This window comes from Methylophilus sp. (genome assembly GCF_035460085.1).
Taxonomy (GTDB): domain Bacteria; phylum Pseudomonadota; class Gammaproteobacteria; order Burkholderiales; family Methylophilaceae; genus Methylophilus.
This window is the reverse complement of record NZ_DATHWZ010000023.1, coordinates 19,055-40,016: the sequence shown is the minus strand read 5'-3', so window position 1 is coordinate 40,016 and position 20,962 is coordinate 19,055. Positions and strand designations below refer to the sequence as shown.

The following is a 20,962-nucleotide window of genomic DNA, read 5'->3' as shown; positions in this document are numbered from 1 at the left end:
AGCGGAAATTCTGTCGAGCGTAGATGCAATGAAAAAACAATTTGAACAACAGCGGGTAGGCGTGATTGGACTGGGTGATACCGGGTTCTCTGCTTTGCGCTGGCTGAGTCAAATGGGTGCAGAAGTCGTGATGTTCGACTCACGTTTACATCCGCCAGGACAAGACCGTCTGCTGGAAGAGTTTCCAACTGTGGAATGCCATCTGGGGCCATTCAATGCTGCCCTGTTATCCAGCATGGATACCATAGTGACCAGCCCTGGCGTTTCACTGAAAGAACCCGTGTTGCAACAGTTGATGGCGCAAGGCAAGAGCGTGATCGGCGATATCGAACTGTTTGCCCGTTTCCGTGCACCTTATGCCAAGGTGATTGCGATCACCGGTTCTAACGGTAAAACCACGGTGACCACACTGGTCGGTGAAATCTGCAAACAGGCGGGCCTGAACACCATTGTCGCTGGCAATATAGGTGTGCCCGTGCTGGATACCCTGCAGATGACGGCGCCGGATGTATATGTGCTGGAGCTTTCCAGTTTTCAGCTCGAAGCGACCAAACAATTACAGATAGATGCAGCCACCATTTTGAACCTGTCTGAAGATCATATGGACCGGTATTCCGGCATGGAAGATTACGCGCAATCCAAAGCACGTATTTACCAGCATGCTCGAATTGCGATTGTGAACCGCGATGATCCTGCCAGTGCCGCATTGGCAGGTCAGTTACCTCAGGTGTCATTCGGAGTGAATCCCGCACCGACCATCAACGATTACGGCTTGAATGATCTGGGATGGTTGTGCGCCGGACACCGGCACTATATCGAAGCGGATAGCCTGCATATCCGTGGCAAACACAATATCGCTAACGCGCTGGCAGCGATTGCACTGACCCAGGCAATTGGCATAGACAAAGTATCCATCCTGCATACCGTGCAGTCATTCACCGGCTTGCCGCATCGTGTGGAATGGGTCGCCAATATTGAGGAAGTCGATTTTTACGATGATTCCAAAGGCACCAACGTCGGGGCCACTACTGCGGCTATCAGCGGCATGCTCAAGCAGGGTAGACCACAGAAAGTCGTATTGATCGCCGGTGGTGATGGTAAAGGTCAGGATTTCAGCCCACTAAGAGATGCGGTTATGCAGCATGCCAGAGCGGTGGTGCTGATCGGGCGTGACGGGCCAAAAATTCAACAGGTATTGCAAAACATACAAGTGCCGGTGGTCGATGCTGTGGACCTGACTGCCGCTGTGCATATCGCGAAAACCTTGGCTGAGGCTGGTGACGCCGTACTGCTGTCACCTGCCTGTGCCAGTTTCGATATGTTCAGGAACTATGAGCACAGGGCGCAGGTATTCGTTGAAGCTGTCAAAGCCATGGAGGACGCATGCTTGGTCCGTTGATGATGAGCCGTGAGCGCTATAACTCCCCCAGCTACGACATGTCGCTGCTGTGGGTGGTGTTGTCATTGCTGGCGTTTGGCATGGTCATGGTCTATTCCGCTTCAATCGCCTATGCGGACGCGAGCAAAATGTTCGGGCATAACAGCACGTATTTCCTGATGCGGCAGGCGCTGTATATCGCAGTTGGCCTGACGGCTGCCATTGTTGTATTCCAGGTGCCTATGGCCTGGTGGCAAAAAATGTCGCCCTACCTGTTTGTGTTTGGCATTGTGCTGCTGGTACTGGTGCTGATTCCCGGTATAGGCAAAGTGGTTAACGGCAGCCGCCGCTGGATATCACTGCTGGTCATGAACCTGCAACCGTCAGAATTAATGAAGCTATTTATTGCCATGTACGCCTCTGATTATGCGATCCGCAAGGCCAGCAATATGCACAGCTTTACCAAAGGCTTTTTGCCGATGCTCGGTGTGATGGTCTTCGTTGGCGTATTGCTGTTACGCGAGCCGGATTTCGGCGCGTTTGCAGTGACCGCATCGATTGCCTTTTCCATCATGTGGCTGGGTGGCGTGCATATCAAAATATTCCTTGCCATGCTGGGCGCATTACCGCTAGCTGTGGTGGGCTTGGTGGTGATGGAACCTTACCGCCTGGAACGCATGAAAGGCTTTCTGAACCCGTTTGATGACCCGTTTGATACCGGCTACCAGCTGTCACATGCCTTGATCGCATTTGGTCGCGGGGAGTTCTGGGGCGTTGGCCTGGGCGGCAGCGTTGAAAAATTATTGTACCTGCCTGAAGCACATACCGATTTCCTGCTGGCAGTGGTCGCAGAAGAGCTCGGTTACGTCGGCGTAATGGTCGTTGTGCTGCTATTTGCCTGGCTGGTGATCCGCGCATTCAGCATCGCTAAAGAAGCAGTGGCAAACGAGCGCTATTACGCTGCATTACTGGCGCAAGGTATTGGCGTCTGGATGGGCGTACAGGGCTTTATCAATATGGGTGTGAACATGGGGTTGCTGCCGACGAAAGGCTTGACCTTGCCGCTGTTGTCTTATGGAGGTAGCGGCATCCTGGCGAATTGTATTGCCATGGCAGTGCTGCTGCGTATCGACTTTGAAAATAGACGGCTTCAAAAAGGGTTGACGACATGATGCAACCTGAAATTTTCGAGCGCATTGATATGGAAAACGGCCGCCTATTTCGGTGCAGGCTAACTTGTTCAGCGCACGCTGAACAAGTTAAGCGTAGCGGTCGAAGCCAAAACAAGCGTTTGCAGAAAGGTCTGCAAACATGAGCTATCAAAAAACTTTAATGGTGATGGCTGGCGGGACCGGCGGTCATGTCTATCCCGCAATTGCTGTGGCTGACGCTTTGCACGCGCTGGGATGGAAGATCGTCTGGCTGGCCACCGAAGGTGGCATGGAAAATCGCCTGATCGCCGACAAGCCTTATGACAAAGCCATGATGACCATGCAAGGGGTGCGTGGCAAAGGTTTGCAGGGCTGGCTGGCATTGCCGGTGAAACTGGCACGCGCATTTGCACAGGCCAGAGAGGCGATCAAGCAGCATCAACCTGATGTGGTATTAGGCATGGGCGGGTTTGCTGCGTTTCCGGGCGGAGTAATGGCAAAACTGGCAGGCACTCCACTGGTGATCCATGAGCAGAATTCCGTTGCCGGGTTAACCAATAAGGTATTGGCCAACATAGCTGACCGCGTGTTGACCGGGTTCCCGAATGCGCTCGGCAATAAAGGCGAAACGGTGGGTAATCCTGTGCGTGAAGCCATTACGACCTTGCCGGCACCGGAAGCGCGTTTTGCAGAGCACCGTGGTGTGCTGCGTGTGCTGGTAGTGGGGGGCAGCCTGGGCGCAGCGGCATTGAACACGCTGCTGCCAAAAGCATTTGCACAACTGCCACACAATGAACGCCCACAGATTATTCACCAGGCGGGTGAAAAACATATTGAAGCACTGAAAAAAGCTTATGCCGAGGCCGGTGTATCAGCCGATTGCCGTGCCTTTATCCAGGATATGGCAGAAGTATATGCGTGGGCTGATCTGGTGATTTGCCGTGCCGGCGCATTGACTGTGGCTGAACTTGCAAATGTAGGTGCAGCCAGCATCCTGGTGCCATTCCCGTTTGCGGTAGATGACCATCAGACGACGAATGCCGCCTATCTGCAACAGGCGGGGGCTGCCTTGCTGATACAGCAGGCAGACCTGGACGTGAAGCAGTTGGCGGATACCTTGAAATCGCTGGACCGCAGCATCTGCATGGTCATGGCACAAAAGGCACGGGCTTTGGCCCGGCCGCACGCAACACAGCAAGTAGCGCAAATTTGCCAGCAGCTGGCAACAGCAAATGAGAAACAAAGCATTGTATGAAACATAAAGTCAAAAAAATCCATTTTGTCGGTATCGGTGGTTCAGGCATGAGCGGCATTGCCGAGGTGTTGCTGAATCTTGGCTTTGAGATCAGCGGCTCCGACCTGGCCAGCAATGCAACCACCAAACGCCTGCAAGGCTTTGGCGCCACTGTGTATCAGGGCCATGCGACCGGGCATCTGGGTGATGCCGATGTAGTGGTGGTTTCCAGTGCCATCAATGAAGAAAATCCGGAAATCATCGCTGCCCGCGCCCGCAAGGTCGCGGTGATTCCCCGTGCGCTGATGCTGGCCGAACTGATGCGTTTCAAGCAGGGTATAGCCGTGGCAGGCACACATGGTAAAACCACGACGACCAGCCTGATTGCCAGCATCCTGGCAGAGGCTGACATGGACCCGACCTTTGTGATTGGCGGCAAGCTGGAAGCAGCGAGTGCCAACGCCAAACTGGGTACCGGCGAATGGATAGTGGTGGAAGCCGATGAGTCGGATGCCTCTTTTCTGCACCTGAACCCGGTGCTGGCGGTGGTCACCAATATTGACCAGGACCACATGGATACCTATGAGCATAGCTTCGACAAGCTGAAAACTGCGTTTGTGGAATTCCTGCAGCAGATTCCGTTCTGGGGCATGGCCGTGATGTGCATCGATGATGCCAATGTGCGTGAAATCCTGCCACGCGTGACACGCCCGGTGACGACTTATGGCACGCATGAAGATGCCAGTATCCGTGCAGAAAATATTGTCGCTGATGGTGGCAGGATGCATTTCACACTGATCCGCAAGAATGGCACCACGGTGCGCAACGAAGTCACCCTTAACCTGCCAGGCCATCATTATGTGCTGAATGCGCTGGCGGCGATTGCGATTGCCACCGAGTTGAGTGTCCCTGACGCGGCGATCCTGAAAGCGCTGGCCGAGTTCAGGGGTGTAGGCCGCCGCTTCGAGCGCTATGGCGAAATCCCCGTCGCCAACGGACATGCGACCTTGATCGATGATTACGGACACCACCCGGTTGAAATGCAGGCAGTGATTGCGGCTGCGCGGGGTGCTTTTCCTGGACGACGCCTGGTATTGGCTTTCCAGCCGCACCGCTACACCCGCACGCGGGATTGCTTTGAAGATTTCGTCAATGTGCTGTCTACCGTTGATGCCTTATTGCTCACAGAGGTTTATTCAGCCGGAGAAGCGCCAATAGTGGCTGCCGATACCCGAAGCCTGATTCGTGCCGTGCGCGTCAATGGCAAAGTCGAACCGCGTTTTGTAGAAACGTCAGAAGCTTTACCGCAGGCAATCCTCGAGAGCCTGTTACCTGATGACGTGGTGGTGGTGATGGGTGCCGGCAATATTGGTAGCGTGGCAGCGAAAACGCGGGAGCTGGCGACGCTATGAGTGCACAAGCCTTGCAAGTGCTGCAGCACGAGCCACTGACCCGCTACACCAGTTGGCGTGTCGGTGGCGAGGCTGACCAGCTGGTGCTGGCAGAAAGTGTCGAGCAACTGCAACAGTTCCTGCAACAGTTGCCAGCGGATGAGCCACTGACATTCATCGGCCTGGGTAGCAACTTGCTGGTACGTGATGGTGGTGTGCGCGGTACGGTAGTGGTCATGCATCAGGCCTTGCAGCAACTGGAAATGCAAGGTGAGCGGGTGTATGCCGATGCCGGCGTCACCTGCGCCAAGCTGGCACGCTTTACTGCCAGTCATGATCGTGCTGGTGCCGAGTTTATGGCTGGTATCCCCGGCACAGTCGGCGGCGCACTGGCGATGAATGCCGGTTGCTATGGCGGTGAAACCTGGCAATGGGTAGATCAGGTGAAAACCATACACCGCAGTGGTGCGGTACAAGTGCGCGACCGGGCAGAGTACAAGCCGGTATATCGGCATGTGACACACCCGGTGGCGGATGAGTGGTTTCTAGGGGGCTGGTTTGCCGTGCCTCACGGCGATGGCAAAGCATCTGCCGAAAAGATTAAACAGCTGTTGGCCAAGCGCCTGGCGAGCCAACCGCTGAATATGCCAAGTGCCGGTTCAACCTTCCGTAATCCGGAAGGCGATTTTGCCGCGAGGTTGATTGAGGCCTCTGGCTTAAAAGGCGCCACCATCGGCGGGGCACAGGTATCAGAAAAGCATGCCAATTTCATTGTGAATCTGGGCAATGCAAGTGCAGCAGATATTGAGGCACTGATAGAGCGTGTCAAAACCATAGTGCATGAAAAGCAGGGTGTGGAATTGATACAGGAAGTGAAAGTCATTGGGGAAAGCGTTTCAAGAGCATGAGTGCAATACAGCAAAAATTTGGCAAGGTGGCCGTGTTATTCGGTGGACGTTCCGGCGAGCGTGAAGTGTCGCTAAAAAGCGGTTCTGCAGTATTGGCTGCGCTGCAGCGACAGGGTGTGGATGCGCATGCCTTTGACCCTGCCACGCAAGAGCTGTCTGCCTTGAGAAGCTTCGACCGTGTATTTATTGCTTTGCATGGCCGCTTTGGTGAAGACGGCACCATACAGGGTGCACTGGAATTGATGGATATCCCTTACACCGGCAGTGGCGTGATGGCATCTGCACTGGGCATGGATAAATGGCGCACCAAGCTGTTATGGACTGCCGCTGGTGTAGTCACCCCTGATTACGTATTGATGGACGACACTACGGTTAATGATGCTGTAGTTGCGAAGCTGGGCCTGCCGCTGTTTGTAAAACCCGCCAATGAGGGTTCCAGCATAGGCGTCAGCAAGGTCAAACAGGCTGGTGAACTGGCTCAGGCCTATACGCTGGCAAAAGCCTCTGACCCGCTGGTGATTGCCGAACAGTTTGTTGGGGGTGGTGAATACACGGTCGGCATCCTGGGTGATATCGCGCTACCCGTTATACGCATCGTGCCGAAAAACGAATACTACGATTACGAAGCCAAGTACCTGCGTGACGATACCGAATATCGTTGCCCTAGCGGTCTGTCTGCAGCCCAGGAAAAGCAGATTCAGGCAGAAGCGTTACAGGCGTTCAAGGTGTTAGGTTGCAGTGGTTGGGGACGAGTGGACTTTTTGATGGATGAGGCTGGCAAGCATTACTTCCTGGAAGTGAATACCAGCCCGGGCATGACTGACCACAGCCTGGTGCCAATGGCAGCCAAAGCGGCTGGACTGGATTTTGATGCGCTGGTAATTAGCATTTTGCAGCAAACATTGAAGGCCTCACACGGGAACGAATAGACGATGTGGCATAGACCGACATTGCTGAACTGGACTGCCAACCTGCTGTTTTCACTGGCAGTGGTGCTGATGCTGTACGCCCTATTGTTTGTGGTATTGCATCTGCCGATCTTCCCGGTCAAGCATGTGCAGGTGGAAGGCAATCTGGACCATGTGAATCATGAACAGATCCAGCTGATCGTCAGCAAATATTTAAAAGGTAATTTTTATACGCTGGATCTGCCGCGCACCCGCACTGCGTTTGAAAAGCTGCCGTGGGCGCGCAGGGTCAGTGTGCGTCGCCAGTGGCCGGACACCATCGTGGTTCAGATTGAAGAGCATCAGGCGCTGGGCCGCTGGGGTGGCGTGGCCTTGGTGAATCGCCATGGTGAATTGTTCCAGGCAGCTTCCGATGCGCAGTTGCCGGTATTTTACGGGCCAGGCGATGCGGTAAAAGAACTGGCCCAGGGCTATGCCAGTTTTGCACAGACGTTGTCGGTGACGCAGTTGCAGATTCAGCAATTGAGCTTGTCCTCCCGCCGGGCGTGGGAGATCAAGACCACTGATAAGCGGCAAATGATGCTGGGGCGTGAAGCCGCCAAGCAGCGTTTACAACAATTTGTGGCTGCCTACACCCAGCAGCCAGCTATCGCAGAAAGCGACTGGCGGTATGCAGATTTACGTTATCCCAATGGCTTTGCGTTGCGTATGCCGCGCAACGGGGCTTAAGGGATAGCCAGAAGCAAGGAAAACACATGAGTAGAGTCAGAGAAGATAAAAATTTAATCGTCGGTCTGGATATCGGCACATCCAAGATTGTGGCGATTGCGGCTGAAATATTGCCTGAAGGCACATTGAAGGTGATCGGGGTGGGTCAGCATGCGTCACGCGGCCTGAAAAAAGGCGTGGTGGTGAATATCGATTCGACCATGCAAGCCATCCAGCGCGCAATCGAAGAAGTCGAATTGATGGCAGATTGCAAAATCAACACCGTGTATTCAGGGATTGCCGGCAGCCATATCAAAAGCCTGAATTCACATGGCATGGTGAAGATTAAAGAGAGTGAAGTGTCACAGAGCGACATTGACCGCGTGGTCGATACCGCGCGGGCGATTGCCTTACCGGCTGACCAGCAGATCCTGCATATCCTGACCCAGGAATTTATTATCGATGGCCAGGAGGATGTGCGTGAACCATTAGGTATGAGCGGTATACGCCTGGAAGTGCGCGTGCATATTGTGACCGGCGCCATTGCCGCGGCCCAGAATATCGTCAAGTGCATCAAGCGTTGCGGCCTGGAAGTGAGCGACCTGATTTTGCAGCCATTGGCTTCCAGTGAGTCTGTGCTGACTGAAGATGAAAAAGAACTAGGCGTGTGCCTGGTGGATATTGGCGGCGGTACCACTGATATCGCTGTATTCAAAAATGGCGCGATCCGCCATACCGCTGTGATCCCTATCGCTGGCGACCAGATTACCAACGATATCGCGGTGGCATTACGTACGCCTACCCAGTCAGCGGAAGAGATCAAGGTCAAGCATGGCTGCGCCTTGCGGCAGCTTGCTGATCCACGTGAAGTGGTTGAAGTGCAGGCAGTCGATGGCCGTGAGCCGCGCCAATTGTCTTGCCAGGCATTGACTGAGGTGATTGAAGATCGCGTGGAAGAGATATACGAGTTTGTACAACAGGAACTGCGCCGCAGTGGCATGGAATCGATGATTGCTTCCGGCATCGTCATCACCGGTGGCGCTGCGCAGATGCGCGGCATGGTTGAGTTGGGCGAAGAGATTTTCCATACACCGGTGCGCCTGGGTGTTCCGCGTTATGTGGAAGGGTTGTCCGAAGTCGTTGGTAATCCGCGTTATGCCACCGGCATAGGCTTGTTATTGATGGCCAAGCAGCAGGTAGAAAAACAAATGGTAGGGAATTTACAGTCGGGCTCGGTTGGTCGACTGCTGGAGAGAATGAAGAGTTGGTTTACGGGTAATTTTTAACTTTTTTAGGGCGAGTGTGCGGGGCAAACCAATCACTCAAATAATAGGCAATGGAGGGTTAGTATGATTGAAATTTTTGATAAAGAGAATGAAGGCGCTGTGATCAAGGTAATTGGTGTCGGTGGTTGCGGTGGTAACGCCGTTGAGCACATGATGACCAAGATGGTGCCGGGTGTTGAGTTCATTTGCGCCAACACGGATATGCAGGCATTGAAGAAGAGTAATGCCAAAGTAGTATTGCAAATTGGTGCGGATATTACCAAGGGCCTGGGTGCTGGTGCCAAGCCTGAAATCGGCCGCGAAGCCGCACTGGAAGACCGTGACAGCATTGCGGAGACCATCGATGGTGCGGATATGCTGTTTATCACTGCAGGCATGGGTGGTGGTACTGGTACCGGTGCTGCACCTATCATTGCGGAAGTGGCACGTGAAATGGGTATCCTGACCGTTGCCGTGGTGACCAAGCCGTTTGCTTTCGAAGGCAAACGTGCAAAAGTCGCACAAGAGGGCCTGGAAGAACTTTCCCAGTACGTTGACTCTCTGATTGTTATCCCTAACGAAAAGCTGATGGATGTGCTGGGTGAAGATGTGACAGTGATGGAAGCTTATCGCGCGGCCAACGACGTGTTGCAGAATGCGGTTTCAGGTATCGCCGAAATCATCAACTGCCCGGGTACGGTGAACGTCGACTTTGCTGACGTACGCACCGTGATGTCTGAAATGGGTATGGCGATGATGGGTTCCGCTGAAGCGACTGGTCCTAACCGTGCGCGTATTGCAGCTGAGCAAGCCGTTGCCAGCCCGTTACTGGAAGATGTGAACCTGGCCAATGCACGTGGCGTACTGGTGAATATTACTGCCAGTAGCAGCTTTAAAATGCGTGAATACTATGATGTGATGAACACCATCAAAGAATTTACCGCAGAAGATGCAACCGTGATTATCGGCAACGTGATTGACGAAGAGATGGCTGATAACCTGCGTGTGACCATGGTAGCGACCGGTTTGAACGGCTCTATCGGCAAGCGTCAGGCCAAACCTGAGTTGAAAGTCATGACCACGAGCACATTGCGTGACGGTACCACCAATCAGCCTATCTTTCAGAATGTGGTCGAAGAAGATGAGCCGGCCGTGTTTACCAGCAACAGCCGTCGTGCCCAGGTTGAAGCCATGAAGAATTCCGGTATTGAAGAATATGATATTCCGGCTTTCCTGCGTAAGCAGGCTGATTAACCTTCAGGCAGTGATTGCTTGTCGGCTTGGAAGTGGGATTGGCTTATAATACTAGTCAGACACTGATAAAAGAGAAAACCATGTTAAAGCAACGCACGCTTAAACAACAGATTAGCGCGACCGGGGTTGGGCTGCACAGCGGTGAGAAAGTCACGCTGACGCTCAAACCTGCGCCTGCTGATCATGGAGTGGTGTTCAAGCGCATCGATTTGCCCGATACGCCTGCCATGCGGGTCACCCCGACGGCAGTGAATGACACTCGCCTGAGCTCCGCCCTAGAGTTTTCAGGTGCGCGCGTTGCCACAGTGGAGCATTTGATGTCCGCCCTCGCCGGTCTGGGGGTGGATAATGTATTGATAGAATTAACGGCAGCCGAAGTGCCCATCATGGATGGCAGCTCGGGGCCGTTTATCTATTTATTACAAACGGCCGGCTTAGCTGAGCTGGAGGCGCCAAAGAAATTTGTGCGTATCCTGAAACCGGTAGAAGTACAAGATGGCGATAAATGGGCAAAATTTACACCGCATCATGGTTTCAAAGCCGAATTTACGATTGATTTCGCACACCCTGTGTTCGAGTTTTCAGGTAAAACGGTCAATATTGATTACGATAGCCAAAGTTATGTCGACGAAATCAGTCGTGCGCGTACCTTTGGTTTTATGCACGAAGTCGAATACCTGCGCGCAAATGGCCTCGCCAAAGGCGGCAGCCTCGATAACGCGATTGTGCTCGATGAATACAAAGTACTGAATGGTGGTGGCTTGCGCTACGAAGATGAATTCGCTAAACACAAAGTACTTGATGCCATCGGCGATTTATATATCCTGGGTTATCCGATTGTCGGCCAGTTTTCGGCTTTCAAATCCGGACATGCCTTAAATAACCAGTTGCTAAGGGCATTACTCAGAGATGACACCGCATGGGAATACTGCACGTTTGCTGACAGCCAGGCACCGGTAGGGTTTGTGCGGCAACGTGACTACTTTAGTCCAGCGCCATTTATGCCTGCTGCTTAAGAGTAAACAAGATTATGTGGTGGATACGGATATTATTTGCAGTGTTGGTGCTCAGTACACTGGTGCTGGCATTGCTAGGCTGGCAAACCGGCAACTTGCGCTACTGGCAATGGCTTAAAAAAGTGTGGAAAGTCGGTTTCGTGGTATTACTGCTCTTGTTACTGTTTTTCTTTCTGAGTCGCCTGGCCAGAATTTGATTGTTTCCCTCTAGATCCACGTGATGAGTCAGGTGCACTTGCGTAAAGTGGGGCGCTATCGTAAGTGCTCACGTGAGCATAGTAAGACTCTGTGATTATTGACTCATGAAGAATACATTCCGTCATCTCCTTTCCATTGCTGCCTGTTTATTGGCACCGTGCATGCTCATGCTTGCAGCGCCGGTTTACGCTGGCGATACTGAAACCTATTTGCAAGCCAAACAGGCTTACCAGACTAAAAACCTGCCGCTACTGAGCGAGTCACTGGAGACGCTCAAGCAACGTAAATCACCGCTCACGCCTTATTTGCAATACTGGCAAATGATCCTGACCATGGATCAATTATCCTATTACCAGATCCAGGCTTTCCTGCAGGAAAACAACGAATCATTGTTATCCCAGCGCGTGCGAGAACTTTGGCTGAAACGCCTGGGGCGGGTGCAATTCTGGGACCAGTTTGTTGAAATTCGCGCGCAGATTCCCAACTATTACTCATTGAATGACATGGGCAACCAGTGTTTCCAGGTGCAGGCAGGCATTGCGCTGGATGACCCGAATGCTTATGAGGATGGCAAAACCTTACTATTGTCAGGCAAAGAGTTGCCAGCCGATTGCCAGGGTATGCTGGAAGCGCTGCAACAAGTGGGTGTGCTCGATGAGAGTTTGCTACTCACCGTGTACCGAAATGCCTTGTTTGCCAATAAACCGGGCTTGGCAAAAACATTAGCCAAACGTAGCCGTAAAACCGATGTTACTTTGCTCAAGCAGATGGATGAAGTGGCGCAAAACCCCGCGCTGGTGCTTAAAAAGAATAATGTTCAGGATAAGTCAGCTTATGGCCGTGCCCTGTATCTTTTTGCCATCCATCGCCAGGCCAAAGCGGATATCGCATTGGCGCAAACCAGTTACCAGAAATACAGCGGGCTCTTCTCTAATGAAGAGCGGCAACTGATACAAGCTTATATCGCGCTGGAATCAGCCAGAAAACATGAGCCTGAGGCTGTGAGGGCGTTTGCCAGAGTCGAGCCTGGCATTTTGAATAATGAGCAATGGGAGTGGTATGCCCGTAGTGCGCTACGGGAACAGGATTGGACGGCATTGCTGAAGATCATTAATAGCATGCCGAATGCATTATCTGAAGAGCATACGTGGCGTTACTGGAAAGCGCGGTCGCTTAAAAGCAAAGGCCAGGCGCCGGAAGCCAACCTTTTGCTGGCCAAGTTATCGCAGGAAAGACATTTTTACGGCTGGCTGGCGGCGGAAGAGCTTGGACCTGTCGCCGGTGAGCCGATGGCTATTTATCAACCCGCTGATGACGAAATCCGGCAGTTTGCCCGGCTGGCTAGCATTAAGCGGATTGAGGCGCTGTTTGATGCCGAAGCGCGATATGAAGCCCGGCTGGAATGGATGTATTTACTTGAATCACTGGACGACCCTTCTCGGATAGTCGCGGCACAATATGCCTTACTGAAAGGCTGGTACGACTTAACGGTATTGGCAGCTGATAAAACCAGCCGTACCCATAATTTTGAATTACGCTACCCAACACCTTACCGCGATTACCTGCAAAAAGCGTCAAAAGCACGTGCGATCGATGAAGCCTGGGTATACGGCATTATCCGGCAGGAAAGCCGCTTTATGCACTATGCCAAATCGTCAGTCGGCGCTGGCGGATTGATGCAGGTGATGCCGGCGACCGCCAAGTGGATTGCCAAAAAACTAGGATGGATCAGCTACAGTGATGGCATGTTGCACGACATAGATACCAATGTGAACCTGGGTACCTATTACATGCGTTATACGCTGGATACATTTAATGGCCAGGAAGCCATGGCGACCGCCGCCTATAATGCCGGCCCCAGCCGCGCCCGGCGCTGGGCAGCCAACGTGCCATTGGAAGGCGCGATTTATGCCGAAACCATCCCGTTCAGTGAAACACGCAATTATGTGAAAAAAGTGCTGGCAAACGCCCACATGTACGCACCCCGGCTGGGCTTGCCGGCCATCACGCTTAAAAAGCGTTTGGGTACTATTCCTGCGCGTAATAGCGGTGCGGTGGCGGATGCTGAAAGCGTGATCACGACCATCACGATTACAGATCAAGAGTAGCCTGACTTTTTTCTGTACAATATCTTTAAGCAAGCCTTTGAAGTAAGGCTTAAGTGAGTAGGTCAGTCAGATAAGACGCGATGAATAGGTTTTACGGGTATCTTATTTGGGCAAAAAATGTGGCGACTAAATTAGTTTAATCAAAACTTTCTTTAATACGAACATGCATCAGGAACAAGCGATATGAAGACAGTCACAGTGTTGGGCGGTAGCGGTTTTGTAGGTAGCAGTGTCGTGGCCGGTTTGGACCAGGCCGGGTATCAGGTGAAAGTGCTAACGCGACGCAGGGAGCAGGCCAAGCACCTGATTTTGTTGCCTTATGTGCAGGTGGTCGAGTGCGATATCAACGACCATGCCGCACTCAAAGCACAGCTGGCAGGTAGTCACGCTGTCATCAACCTGATCGGTATTCTGCACCAGACCAGCGACAACGGCTTTGAAAAAATGCATCACCAGTTGCCGCGACGCGTGGCGCAACTTTGTGTTGAATTAGGCATCCCCAGATTGCTGCATATGAGCGCATTACAGGCTTCAGTTAGCGCGCCTAGCGAATATCTGCGCAGTAAAGCGGCCGGAGATCAGGCTGTGATGGAATCCAGTAAAAAATTGCATGTCACCATCTTCCGCCCCTCGGTAATATTTGGGGCGCGTGACAGCTTTATTAACTTATTCGCCAAATTGATCCAGTATGTGCCCGTGCTGGTGCTGGCAATGCCACAAGCCAAGTTTCAGCCTATCTGGGTTGAAGATGTGGCAACTGCTTTCGTCACGGCTGTAGATGAGCCAGCGACCTATGGCAGGATTTATGAACTCGGTGGCCCGGCGATCATGACTTTGCAGCAAGTGATGGAAGCCGTCATGAAGACGATTGGTGTGCAACGCCGTATTATCGGTTTAAGCCCTAGGATGTCGCTGTTGCAGGGTAGTTTTATGCAATGGTTGCCGGTTAAGTTATTGTCGCGCGACAATGTCAAATCCATGCAAGTCGACAACGTCTGTCAACAGCCAATGGCAAACGAATTAGGCGTGGTACCCACTGATATGTTCGCTGTAATTTCCGGCTATCTTGTGGAAAATAATCCGCGTGGCGCTTATGATGAGTTCCGTGCCGCAGCAGGGCGTGTGATTAACGCCAGGCGTTAACAGCGTCGTTTCTGCGTATTTTTCTATGGGTAAATGCATATGCAAATCTATCAGGTAGGCGGCGCTGTCCGTGATGGCCTGCTAGGTTTGCCAGTCAAAGACAGGGATTATGTGGTTGTGGGCGCCACGCCAGATCAAATGCTGGCGGCAGGCTATCGTGCAGTCGGCAAGGATTTCCCGGTATTTCTTCACCCTGAAACGCATCAGGAACATGCGCTGGCCCGCACTGAGCGTAAAACAGGTAAAGGTTACAAAGGCTTCAGCGTTTACGCGTCGCCCGAAGTGACGCTGGAAGAAGATCTCGCCCGACGTGACTTTACGATGAATGCCATTGCTCAGGCCGAAGATGGCAAGCTGGTAGATCCTTTCCACGGGCAGCAAGATATTCAGGAAAAACGCTTACGGCATGTCACTGAAGCGTTCAGCGAAGACCCTGTACGTATTTTGCGCGCTGGTCGCTTTTTAGCACGCTTCACCGAATTTAGCGTCGCGCCGGAAACAATGGCGTTGATGCGTGAAATGGTGGCAAATGGTGAAGTAGACGCACTGGTACCGGAACGGGTATGGCAGGAAATCGCTAAAGGCCTGATGGAAAAAAAGCCCAGTCGCATGTTTGAAATGCTGCGTGACTGTGGCGCCTTGCAGGTGATTTTTCCCGAACTGGCTCGCTTGTGGGGTGTGCCGCAAACAGCCATTTATCACCCTGAAGTGGATACCGGCGTGCATGTCATGATGGTGATTGATTATGCCGCCAAACAAGGTTTTAACCTGCCGGTGCGTTTTGCTGCGCTGGTGCATGATCTGGGTAAAGGCACGACCCCGGCAGATGTATTGCCGCGGCATATAGGTCATGAATCACGCAGTGTGGACCAGATTCGCGATGTAGTTGCACGACTGAAAGTGCCTAACGATTGTAAGGACCTGGCGCTAGTAGTGGCGAAGTACCATGGCAAATTGCATGCCGCCCGCGAAATGAAATCCAGCACCTTGCTAAACTTTCTTGAAGAGCTGGATGCTTTTCGTCAGCGCACGCGGTTCGATGATTTTCTGCTGGCGTGCGAGTGTGACAGCCGGGGAAGGTTGGGGCTGGAAAATTGTCCGCTGGATGATGCCGTACATCTGCGCAAGGCTTTGCAGGCAGCACTCTCAGTAGATGCGGGTGCCATCGCAAAAAACTTCTCCGCGCCTGCTGAAATTAAACAAGCCGTGGCAGATGCCAGAACGCATGCAATTGAAGCTTTTCTGGCGCTTAGCCGCAAAACTACTTCATAACAGCTACTTGCTGCTTTGTTTGATGCTGTTGCGACCGGCATTCTTGGCCTGATATAACAGGCTATCTACAAACTCTACAAACGCTTTCGGTTCATGATTGCTTACCGGCACTGTGCTGGAAACACCGAGACTGATTGTCAGAATCTGGCTGATTTTTGAAGCCGCATGCGGAATTTGTTCCTTAAAAATCAGGTTGCGGCAGCGTTCGGCGATCTTGATGGCAGACGCTTCGCTGGTTTCCGGCAGGATCAATGCAAACTCCTCCCCACCAAAGCGCGCGAAGAAGTCCTTGGCGCGCAGCCCAGCGTTATTCAAGGTATGCGCGACGCGTTTTAACACTTCATCGCCCTGTAGGTGGCCATACAGGTCATTGTATTGCTTGAAAAAATCAATATCGATCATGATTAACGACAGCGGATGCTGGTTACGCTTGGCTTCGTGCCACTCCCGCTCCAGCACGGTATCAAACATGCGGCGGTTGGCAACCTCTGTCAATCCATCTTTATATGAATATTCTTCCAGTTGTTTCTGCAACTCCAGTAGTTTCTGCTCGGTTTTTTTTCGCTCGCTGATATCAAACATAAAACCAATCAGCGCTTCCGGTTCTCCTGTCGGCGTACGTACTACATGCACCACGTCCCGGATCCACACATAGTTGCCGTCTTTGGTCAGTGCGCGATAATCGGCCTCATGGTCTTCACCCTGTAATGAGCGTTCCACACAGAAATTAACGATACGCTCACGTTCATCCTCATGGATACGGGTGGCCCAGTCTTCTACGGATTTCCAGCTTTCCTGTGACCAGCCAAGCAATTGTTCGATCTGGGGGCCAATGTAGGCGAATTGTTTGGACGCCCAGTCAATTTTCCAGGGAATGGCTTTGGTGGATTCCAGCAGCGTTTTATAGATGGTGCTGTCATTTTCATCTGGGGAGTTATTCATTTTGCGGACATCTTTATCACAACATGTTGTGCAGGGTATCTAACTAGCATGCACTTCGCAATAGCCCGGCAATCGCATTCAAGTAAGAAAGCGTTAACTCGATTTTTGGTTCATGCTGTCTAGCTGGCAGACGGAAGAAGAATGATGGCGGTATACACATGGAGGCTTGGATACCGCCATCATTTCTTTCGGTATTTTTGGGATGGATTATGGTTGAATCTCGATCACATCGCGATATACATGCCAGCTGGCATGGCCTGCCACCGGCATGGTCACGATCAGTCCAAGAAAGTTGGTGGCAAAGCCCACGCCTATCAGTACTACAATGCAAAATGCCCAAAGAGCCATCACGCCAGGGTTACGCAAGCAGGCGCGCAAACTGGCCCATGCGGCTGTTCCGGCGCTGGTATTGCTATCCAGCATCAACGGGATAGCAATGACGCTGATGGCAAACGTCAACGCAGCAAATAAACCCCCGACAGAAAAATAGACCAGCGTGAAAACCGGCTGTTTGAAGGTCAGGACGTTAAATACAATATCAATAAAAGTGGGCAACTGGTGGTTAAAGTAATAGGCGAAAATAATAAAAGACAGTTGAATCCACGCAACCAGTGCTATCAGGAGAAAAGCAGCAAACAAGGCAATGTTTGCGAGGTTGGGGAGCCAGGCGATGAGGCTGGGCAACAGCGAAGGGGCCTGGCCCAATGCAATGCGGCGGCTTATATCATAAAGACCAGTCGCCAGAAACGGGCCAATCAGGAAAAAGCCAGTGGTGAGGCCGGCTAGCAGCCAGTAATTTTCAGCAAAAAAAGCATGGATCAGTATGCCGGTGATAGTGAAGGCAAAACCATAAGACAGGCTGGCCCATCCCCCAAGATGAGTATCCTCCACGCCAGCATGCAACCAGTCGATCACCATTGCGGGGTGTAAGTGCTTTTTGATCTTTACTGGCTCATGCACATTACTGGTTTCAATTACTCTGCTTCTGCTCATAACCCTGCCCCCATGTTACGTTTCATGTTCCGCTAATGGCGCATTCTCGAACATCAACACAATTAGTATGCGTCGCAGCGGGCGTTGCTTGTGCAATTGCTTAAATTAAAATGTAACACATTTGTAACTGGGTGGCGCAAAGGTGTGACACATATTCATGTGCTTTATGCATAGTTTGGCGGAACAGACGGCGCGAACGACGCTGGCTATGCAACAGGCAAGCAGCGTCCAGGTAGCTTCAGCGGATATTCAAATAATACTGGATGACAAATTTGGCGATGAAGCCCACCAAGCCAAGGGTAAGTGCCAGGAATAATGCAAAGGTGCCGGTTTTGCCTGCATTGGATTTGCGGGCAAGGTTGCCTACAATCAACAGCATCAGCAGCATGAGTCCGCCAACACCGTAGGTCATGCCCAGTTCCGTGATCTGGGCTTCATTCATGCCAAAAATGGTGGCTTCCATTGTGTTTCCTGCTTTAGGGGGCGCAACAATGCGCCGGGTGATAAAAATACTAGTTGCCTGCGAAGAGATTTCAGATGTGCGCTAGTGTATCGTAGTCATAGTACTGAAAAAAATGGGAGAGCTTGCCTGTTACCTTTATGTTGGACCCATTGCCCGGAGGCACAAGAGGGGGATTGTCGTTGAGGCCATATGGAACTAACGCTTATTGCAAACTGCCAGTAATGAGCAGCGCCAAATGTTGTTCAATTTGTTCACTGGGCTTACGTTTAAAACCGCTCTTCGCAAAACTGTGCCAGCGGCCAACCACAAAGCTGATCATGGTATTCGCCGCAATGCTGGCGTCAGTGATTTTGTTGCCTTGTGCTTCTGCGATACGCAGCGATTGTTTAACACTGGCTTCCAGGCGGTCTATCAGCTGGTTGATGCGTGACTGCAAGGCTTCATTTTCATTCACCAGTGCATCACCAATCAGCACGCGGGACATGCCGGGGTTGCGCTCGGCGAATTTGAGCATGGTCGTGAGCATGAGTTGTACTTGCTTGAGGCCATCAGTTTCATCGGTTGTGATCTTATTGATCACGCCGAACAATGCACTTTCAATAAATTCAATCAGGCCTTCGAACATTTTGGCTTTGTTGGCAAAGTGGCGATACAAGGCAGCCTCAGAAACTTCAAGCTTACCGGCCAGGGCCGCGGTGGTGATTTTTTCACCACGCGGCGTTTGCAACATGCTCGCCAGGGTTTCCAGAATTTGTTGTTTGCGGTTTGCTCTTACTTCTTTGTTGATGGCAGCCATGATGTGATCCCGAATCCCTAATGCGTGTTGTTATTTTGCGGCTATTTTAACCGGATTCGCCAAGGGCGGGAATGCATGACGGCTGTTTTTTCAGCGCGCTGTGAGTGAGTGCCAACACATGCGGTAATCTATATTGCACAAAGTTTGGTTTGTGCAACCGGCGGCTGATCCATACCGTACGCATGCCCAGCCGTTTGGCAGTCATTAAGGCCGGCAGGCTATCTTCAAACAAGGTGCAATCTGCGGCGCGGCAACCTAACTGGCGTAACAGCATACGAAAACCCCGCATGGATGGTTTGGCGTGAAAGCGTGAGGACTCCACACTGAAGACCAGCGTAAAGCAGTCACTGATGCCTAATACATCCAGCACCTGCGCCGCATAGGCACGCGGCGCATTGGTGAATACACATTTTCGACCCGGCAGGCGCTGCAGCAACTGGCGTAATTGTTTGGTTGCCTGCACCATGTCATCGGTTAAAAATGCATGTGTTTCTGCCAGGAAATGGTGGGGATCGACGCCGTGGTGACGCATCAGCCCCTTCAAGGTGGCCCCATAAATGCGCCAGTAATGCTGGCGGAGCACATGCGCGGCCGGTTCTTCCAGTGTCAGTAGTTCCATGATGTAACGCGTCATGGATTGATTCATCACCGGGAAGATGTGTGCGGAGGCGTTATGCAGGGTGTCATCCAAATCGAAAATCCACACCCTGCGAGACATTGTATGTGATGAGGCTAAATGAAAGTGATGGCTAACTAATTAAGCTATAGTCGTTATTTAGCCTTTATTAAAGTACCTACGCCTTCATCCGTGAGTACTTCCAGCAATAAAGCATGCTCCACGCGACCATCAATAATATGCACGGTTTTCACACCACTACGTGCGGCATCCAATGCCGAACTGATTTTTGGCAACATGCCGCCACTTAACGTGCCATCGGCAACCAGGTCGTCAATCTGTCTAGGCGTGAGCCCGGTCAGCAATTGACCTTCTTTGTCCAATACGCCGGGTGTGTTCGTCAGCAAAATCAATTTTTCGGCATTGAGGATCTCTGCCAGCTTGCCTGCGACCACATCAGCATTGATGTTGTAAGTCTCACCTTCACGGCCAACACCAATCGGTGCCACCACCGGGATAAAATCACCGCTATCCAGGAAAGTGATGATACTGGGATCAATGGCTGTGATTTCGCCGACCTGGCCGACATCAATCATTTTGGTCGGGTCTTTCAGGTCTTCCATCAGCAGTTTCTGCGCGTGGATGAAATTGCCATCCTGGCCGGTCAAGCCTACTGCTTTGCCGCCGTGGCGGTTGATCAGGTTGACGATTTCTTTGTTCACCTGGCCGCCCAGTACCATCTCCACCACGTCCATGGTTTCTTCATCGGTCACGCGCATGCCCTGGATAAACTCGCCTTTTTTGCCCAGTTTATCCAGCATTTCATTGATCTGCGGGCCGCCGCCGTGCACCACCACAGGGTTCATGCCGACCAGTTTCAGCAAGACCACATCCTGCGCGAAACATTCTTTCAGGCGTTCATCGGTCATCGCATTGCCGCCGTATTTGATTACAATGGTTTTATCGAAAAAACGTTTGATGTAGGGCAGGGCTTCGGACAGGGTTTGCGCCTTTTGGGCGGCTTTTGATATGTTCATCATATGGATTTGGCTATTGAGAATATGTGTATTCTATCTGCTGGGTGTTAAACAGTGAATGACTGAGCGAGAATTTTACTGTAGATGTTCAATAAGAAATGTTTTTGTGGGCTTCGTTCAGATTTTTAACTAATAATAAAGTCTGCAAGCATTGAATCGCAGGCAAAAAAATGGCTGACAC

The 20,962-nt window shown here is 51.8% G+C and carries 20 protein-coding genes; 14 read left to right on the top strand and 6 right to left on the bottom strand.

Features of this window, described 5'->3' with window-relative positions:
- Nucleotides 1-28 precede the first annotated feature (28 nt).
- From murD to VK958_RS03775, 14 genes are all read left to right on the top strand, one after another.
- On the top strand, nucleotides 29-1,399 hold the full coding sequence (gene murD / locus VK958_RS03840) for a UDP-N-acetylmuramoyl-L-alanine--D-glutamate ligase (RefSeq protein ID WP_325239141.1): 1,371 nt from the start codon (nucleotides 29-31) through the stop codon (nucleotides 1,397-1,399).
- Complete coding sequence (gene ftsW, locus VK958_RS03835) at nucleotides 1,384-2,550, top strand: putative lipid II flippase FtsW (RefSeq protein ID WP_325239140.1); 1,167 nt, start codon at nucleotides 1,384-1,386, stop codon at nucleotides 2,548-2,550. The genes murD and ftsW overlap by 16 nt, the downstream gene beginning before the upstream one ends.
- Nucleotides 2,551-2,689: 139 nt before the next feature.
- The gene (murG, locus tag VK958_RS03830) at nucleotides 2,690-3,784 is read left to right on the top strand and encodes an undecaprenyldiphospho-muramoylpentapeptide beta-N-acetylglucosaminyltransferase (RefSeq protein ID WP_325239139.1); all 1,095 of its coding nucleotides are present in this window, start codon (nucleotides 2,690-2,692) and stop codon (nucleotides 3,782-3,784) included.
- Nucleotides 3,781-5,175: a UDP-N-acetylmuramate--L-alanine ligase gene (gene murC, locus VK958_RS03825; RefSeq protein ID WP_325239137.1), complete on the top strand. Its 1,395-nt coding sequence runs from the start codon at nucleotides 3,781-3,783 to the stop codon at nucleotides 5,173-5,175. The genes murG and murC overlap by 4 nt, the downstream gene beginning before the upstream one ends.
- Complete coding sequence (gene murB / locus VK958_RS03820) at nucleotides 5,172-6,062, top strand: UDP-N-acetylmuramate dehydrogenase (protein ID WP_325239136.1); 891 nt, start codon at nucleotides 5,172-5,174, stop codon at nucleotides 6,060-6,062. The genes murC and murB overlap by 4 nt, the downstream gene beginning before the upstream one ends.
- Complete coding sequence (locus VK958_RS03815) at nucleotides 6,059-6,991, top strand: D-alanine--D-alanine ligase (RefSeq protein WP_325239135.1); 933 nt, start codon at nucleotides 6,059-6,061, stop codon at nucleotides 6,989-6,991. The genes murB and VK958_RS03815 overlap by 4 nt, the downstream gene beginning before the upstream one ends.
- A gap of 3 nt (nucleotides 6,992-6,994) precedes the next feature.
- Entirely contained in the window at nucleotides 6,995-7,699 is a 705-nt protein-coding gene (locus VK958_RS03810) for a cell division protein FtsQ/DivIB (RefSeq protein ID WP_325239134.1), read from the top strand.
- 26 nt (nucleotides 7,700-7,725) lie between these two features.
- Nucleotides 7,726-8,964 carry a cell division protein FtsA gene (gene ftsA, locus VK958_RS03805; protein WP_325239133.1) on the top strand — a complete coding sequence of 413 codons (1,239 nt, stop codon included), beginning with the start codon at nucleotides 7,726-7,728 and terminating at the stop codon, nucleotides 8,962-8,964.
- 63 nt (nucleotides 8,965-9,027) lie between these two features.
- The gene (gene ftsZ / locus VK958_RS03800) at nucleotides 9,028-10,197 is read left to right on the top strand and encodes a cell division protein FtsZ (protein WP_325239131.1); all 1,170 of its coding nucleotides are present in this window, start codon (nucleotides 9,028-9,030) and stop codon (nucleotides 10,195-10,197) included.
- An 80-nt stretch (nucleotides 10,198-10,277) separates the two neighbouring features.
- A complete protein-coding gene (gene lpxC / locus VK958_RS03795) occupies nucleotides 10,278-11,213 on the top strand; it encodes a UDP-3-O-acyl-N-acetylglucosamine deacetylase (RefSeq protein ID WP_325239130.1) in 936 nt (311 codons plus the stop codon).
- 14 nt (nucleotides 11,214-11,227) lie between these two features.
- Nucleotides 11,228-11,410: a hypothetical protein gene (locus VK958_RS03790; protein WP_325239129.1), complete on the top strand. Its 183-nt coding sequence runs from the start codon at nucleotides 11,228-11,230 to the stop codon at nucleotides 11,408-11,410.
- A 105-nt stretch (nucleotides 11,411-11,515) separates the two neighbouring features.
- Nucleotides 11,516-13,519, top strand: a complete 2,004-nt coding sequence (locus tag VK958_RS03785) for a transglycosylase SLT domain-containing protein (protein WP_325239128.1) — start codon at nucleotides 11,516-11,518, stop codon at nucleotides 13,517-13,519.
- Between the two features lie 183 nt (nucleotides 13,520-13,702).
- On the top strand, nucleotides 13,703-14,662 hold the full coding sequence (locus tag VK958_RS03780; RefSeq protein ID WP_325239126.1) for a complex I NDUFA9 subunit family protein: 960 nt from the start codon (nucleotides 13,703-13,705) through the stop codon (nucleotides 14,660-14,662).
- 39 nt (nucleotides 14,663-14,701) lie between these two features.
- Nucleotides 14,702-15,934 (top strand): multifunctional CCA addition/repair protein, encoded by a 1,233-nt coding sequence (locus VK958_RS03775; RefSeq protein WP_325239125.1) that lies wholly within the window; start codon nucleotides 14,702-14,704, stop codon nucleotides 15,932-15,934.
- Between the two features lie 3 nt (nucleotides 15,935-15,937).
- Here the strand turns inward: VK958_RS03775 and VK958_RS03770 are convergent, their stop codons facing one another.
- From VK958_RS03770 to argB, 6 genes are all read right to left on the bottom strand, one after another.
- Nucleotides 15,938-16,876: a GGDEF domain-containing protein gene (locus tag VK958_RS03770; protein ID WP_325239123.1), complete on the bottom strand. Its 939-nt coding sequence runs from the start codon at nucleotides 16,874-16,876 to the stop codon at nucleotides 15,938-15,940.
- 207 nt (nucleotides 16,877-17,083) lie between these two features.
- Entirely contained in the window at nucleotides 17,084-17,869 is a 786-nt protein-coding gene (locus tag VK958_RS03765) for a DUF2189 domain-containing protein (protein WP_325239122.1), read from the bottom strand.
- A gap of 238 nt (nucleotides 17,870-18,107) precedes the next feature.
- On the bottom strand, nucleotides 18,108-18,332 hold the full coding sequence (locus VK958_RS03760; RefSeq protein ID WP_325239120.1) for a DUF2788 domain-containing protein: 225 nt from the start codon (nucleotides 18,330-18,332) through the stop codon (nucleotides 18,108-18,110).
- A 202-nt stretch (nucleotides 18,333-18,534) separates the two neighbouring features.
- The gene (slmA, locus tag VK958_RS03755) at nucleotides 18,535-19,128 is read right to left on the bottom strand and encodes a nucleoid occlusion factor SlmA (protein WP_325239119.1); all 594 of its coding nucleotides are present in this window, start codon (nucleotides 19,126-19,128) and stop codon (nucleotides 18,535-18,537) included.
- Between the two features lie 46 nt (nucleotides 19,129-19,174).
- Nucleotides 19,175-19,846, bottom strand: a complete 672-nt coding sequence (locus VK958_RS03750; protein ID WP_325239118.1) for a pyrimidine 5'-nucleotidase — start codon at nucleotides 19,844-19,846, stop codon at nucleotides 19,175-19,177.
- Between the two features lie 53 nt (nucleotides 19,847-19,899).
- Nucleotides 19,900-20,784, bottom strand: a complete 885-nt coding sequence (gene argB / locus VK958_RS03745) for an acetylglutamate kinase (RefSeq protein WP_055828162.1) — start codon at nucleotides 20,782-20,784, stop codon at nucleotides 19,900-19,902.
- Nucleotides 20,785-20,962 lie beyond the last annotated feature (178 nt).

Bases quoted from the DNA above. Each gene is read 5' to 3' on its own strand.
- murD (WP_325239141.1), top strand. From the start codon at position 29: ATGAAAAAACAATTTGAACAACAGCGGGTAGGCGTGATTGGACTGGGT.
- ftsW (WP_325239140.1), top strand. From the start codon at position 1,384: ATGCTTGGTCCGTTGATGATGAGCCGTGAGCGCTATAACTCCCCCAGC.
- murG (WP_325239139.1), top strand. From the start codon at position 2,690: ATGAGCTATCAAAAAACTTTAATGGTGATGGCTGGCGGGACCGGCGGT.
- murC (WP_325239137.1), top strand. From the start codon at position 3,781: ATGAAACATAAAGTCAAAAAAATCCATTTTGTCGGTATCGGTGGTTCA.
- murB (WP_325239136.1), top strand. From the start codon at position 5,172: ATGAGTGCACAAGCCTTGCAAGTGCTGCAGCACGAGCCACTGACCCGC.
- VK958_RS03815 (WP_325239135.1), top strand. From the start codon at position 6,059: ATGAGTGCAATACAGCAAAAATTTGGCAAGGTGGCCGTGTTATTCGGT.
- VK958_RS03810 (WP_325239134.1), top strand. From the start codon at position 6,995: ATGTGGCATAGACCGACATTGCTGAACTGGACTGCCAACCTGCTGTTT.
- ftsA (WP_325239133.1), top strand. From the start codon at position 7,726: ATGAGTAGAGTCAGAGAAGATAAAAATTTAATCGTCGGTCTGGATATC.
- ftsZ (WP_325239131.1), top strand. From the start codon at position 9,028: ATGATTGAAATTTTTGATAAAGAGAATGAAGGCGCTGTGATCAAGGTA.
- lpxC (WP_325239130.1), top strand. From the start codon at position 10,278: ATGTTAAAGCAACGCACGCTTAAACAACAGATTAGCGCGACCGGGGTT.
- VK958_RS03790 (WP_325239129.1), top strand. From the start codon at position 11,228: ATGTGGTGGATACGGATATTATTTGCAGTGTTGGTGCTCAGTACACTG.
- VK958_RS03785 (WP_325239128.1), top strand. From the start codon at position 11,516: ATGAAGAATACATTCCGTCATCTCCTTTCCATTGCTGCCTGTTTATTG.
- VK958_RS03780 (WP_325239126.1), top strand. From the start codon at position 13,703: ATGAAGACAGTCACAGTGTTGGGCGGTAGCGGTTTTGTAGGTAGCAGT.
- VK958_RS03775 (WP_325239125.1), top strand. From the start codon at position 14,702: ATGCAAATCTATCAGGTAGGCGGCGCTGTCCGTGATGGCCTGCTAGGT.
- VK958_RS03770 (WP_325239123.1), bottom strand. From the start codon at position 16,876: ATGAATAACTCCCCAGATGAAAATGACAGCACCATCTATAAAACGCTG.
- VK958_RS03765 (WP_325239122.1), bottom strand. From the start codon at position 17,869: ATGAGCAGAAGCAGAGTAATTGAAACCAGTAATGTGCATGAGCCAGTA.
- VK958_RS03760 (WP_325239120.1), bottom strand. From the start codon at position 18,332: ATGGAAGCCACCATTTTTGGCATGAATGAAGCCCAGATCACGGAACTG.
- slmA (WP_325239119.1), bottom strand. From the start codon at position 19,128: ATGGCTGCCATCAACAAAGAAGTAAGAGCAAACCGCAAACAACAAATT.
- VK958_RS03750 (WP_325239118.1), bottom strand. From the start codon at position 19,846: ATGTCTCGCAGGGTGTGGATTTTCGATTTGGATGACACCCTGCATAAC.
- argB (WP_055828162.1), bottom strand. From the start codon at position 20,784: ATGATGAACATATCAAAAGCCGCCCAAAAGGCGCAAACCCTGTCCGAA.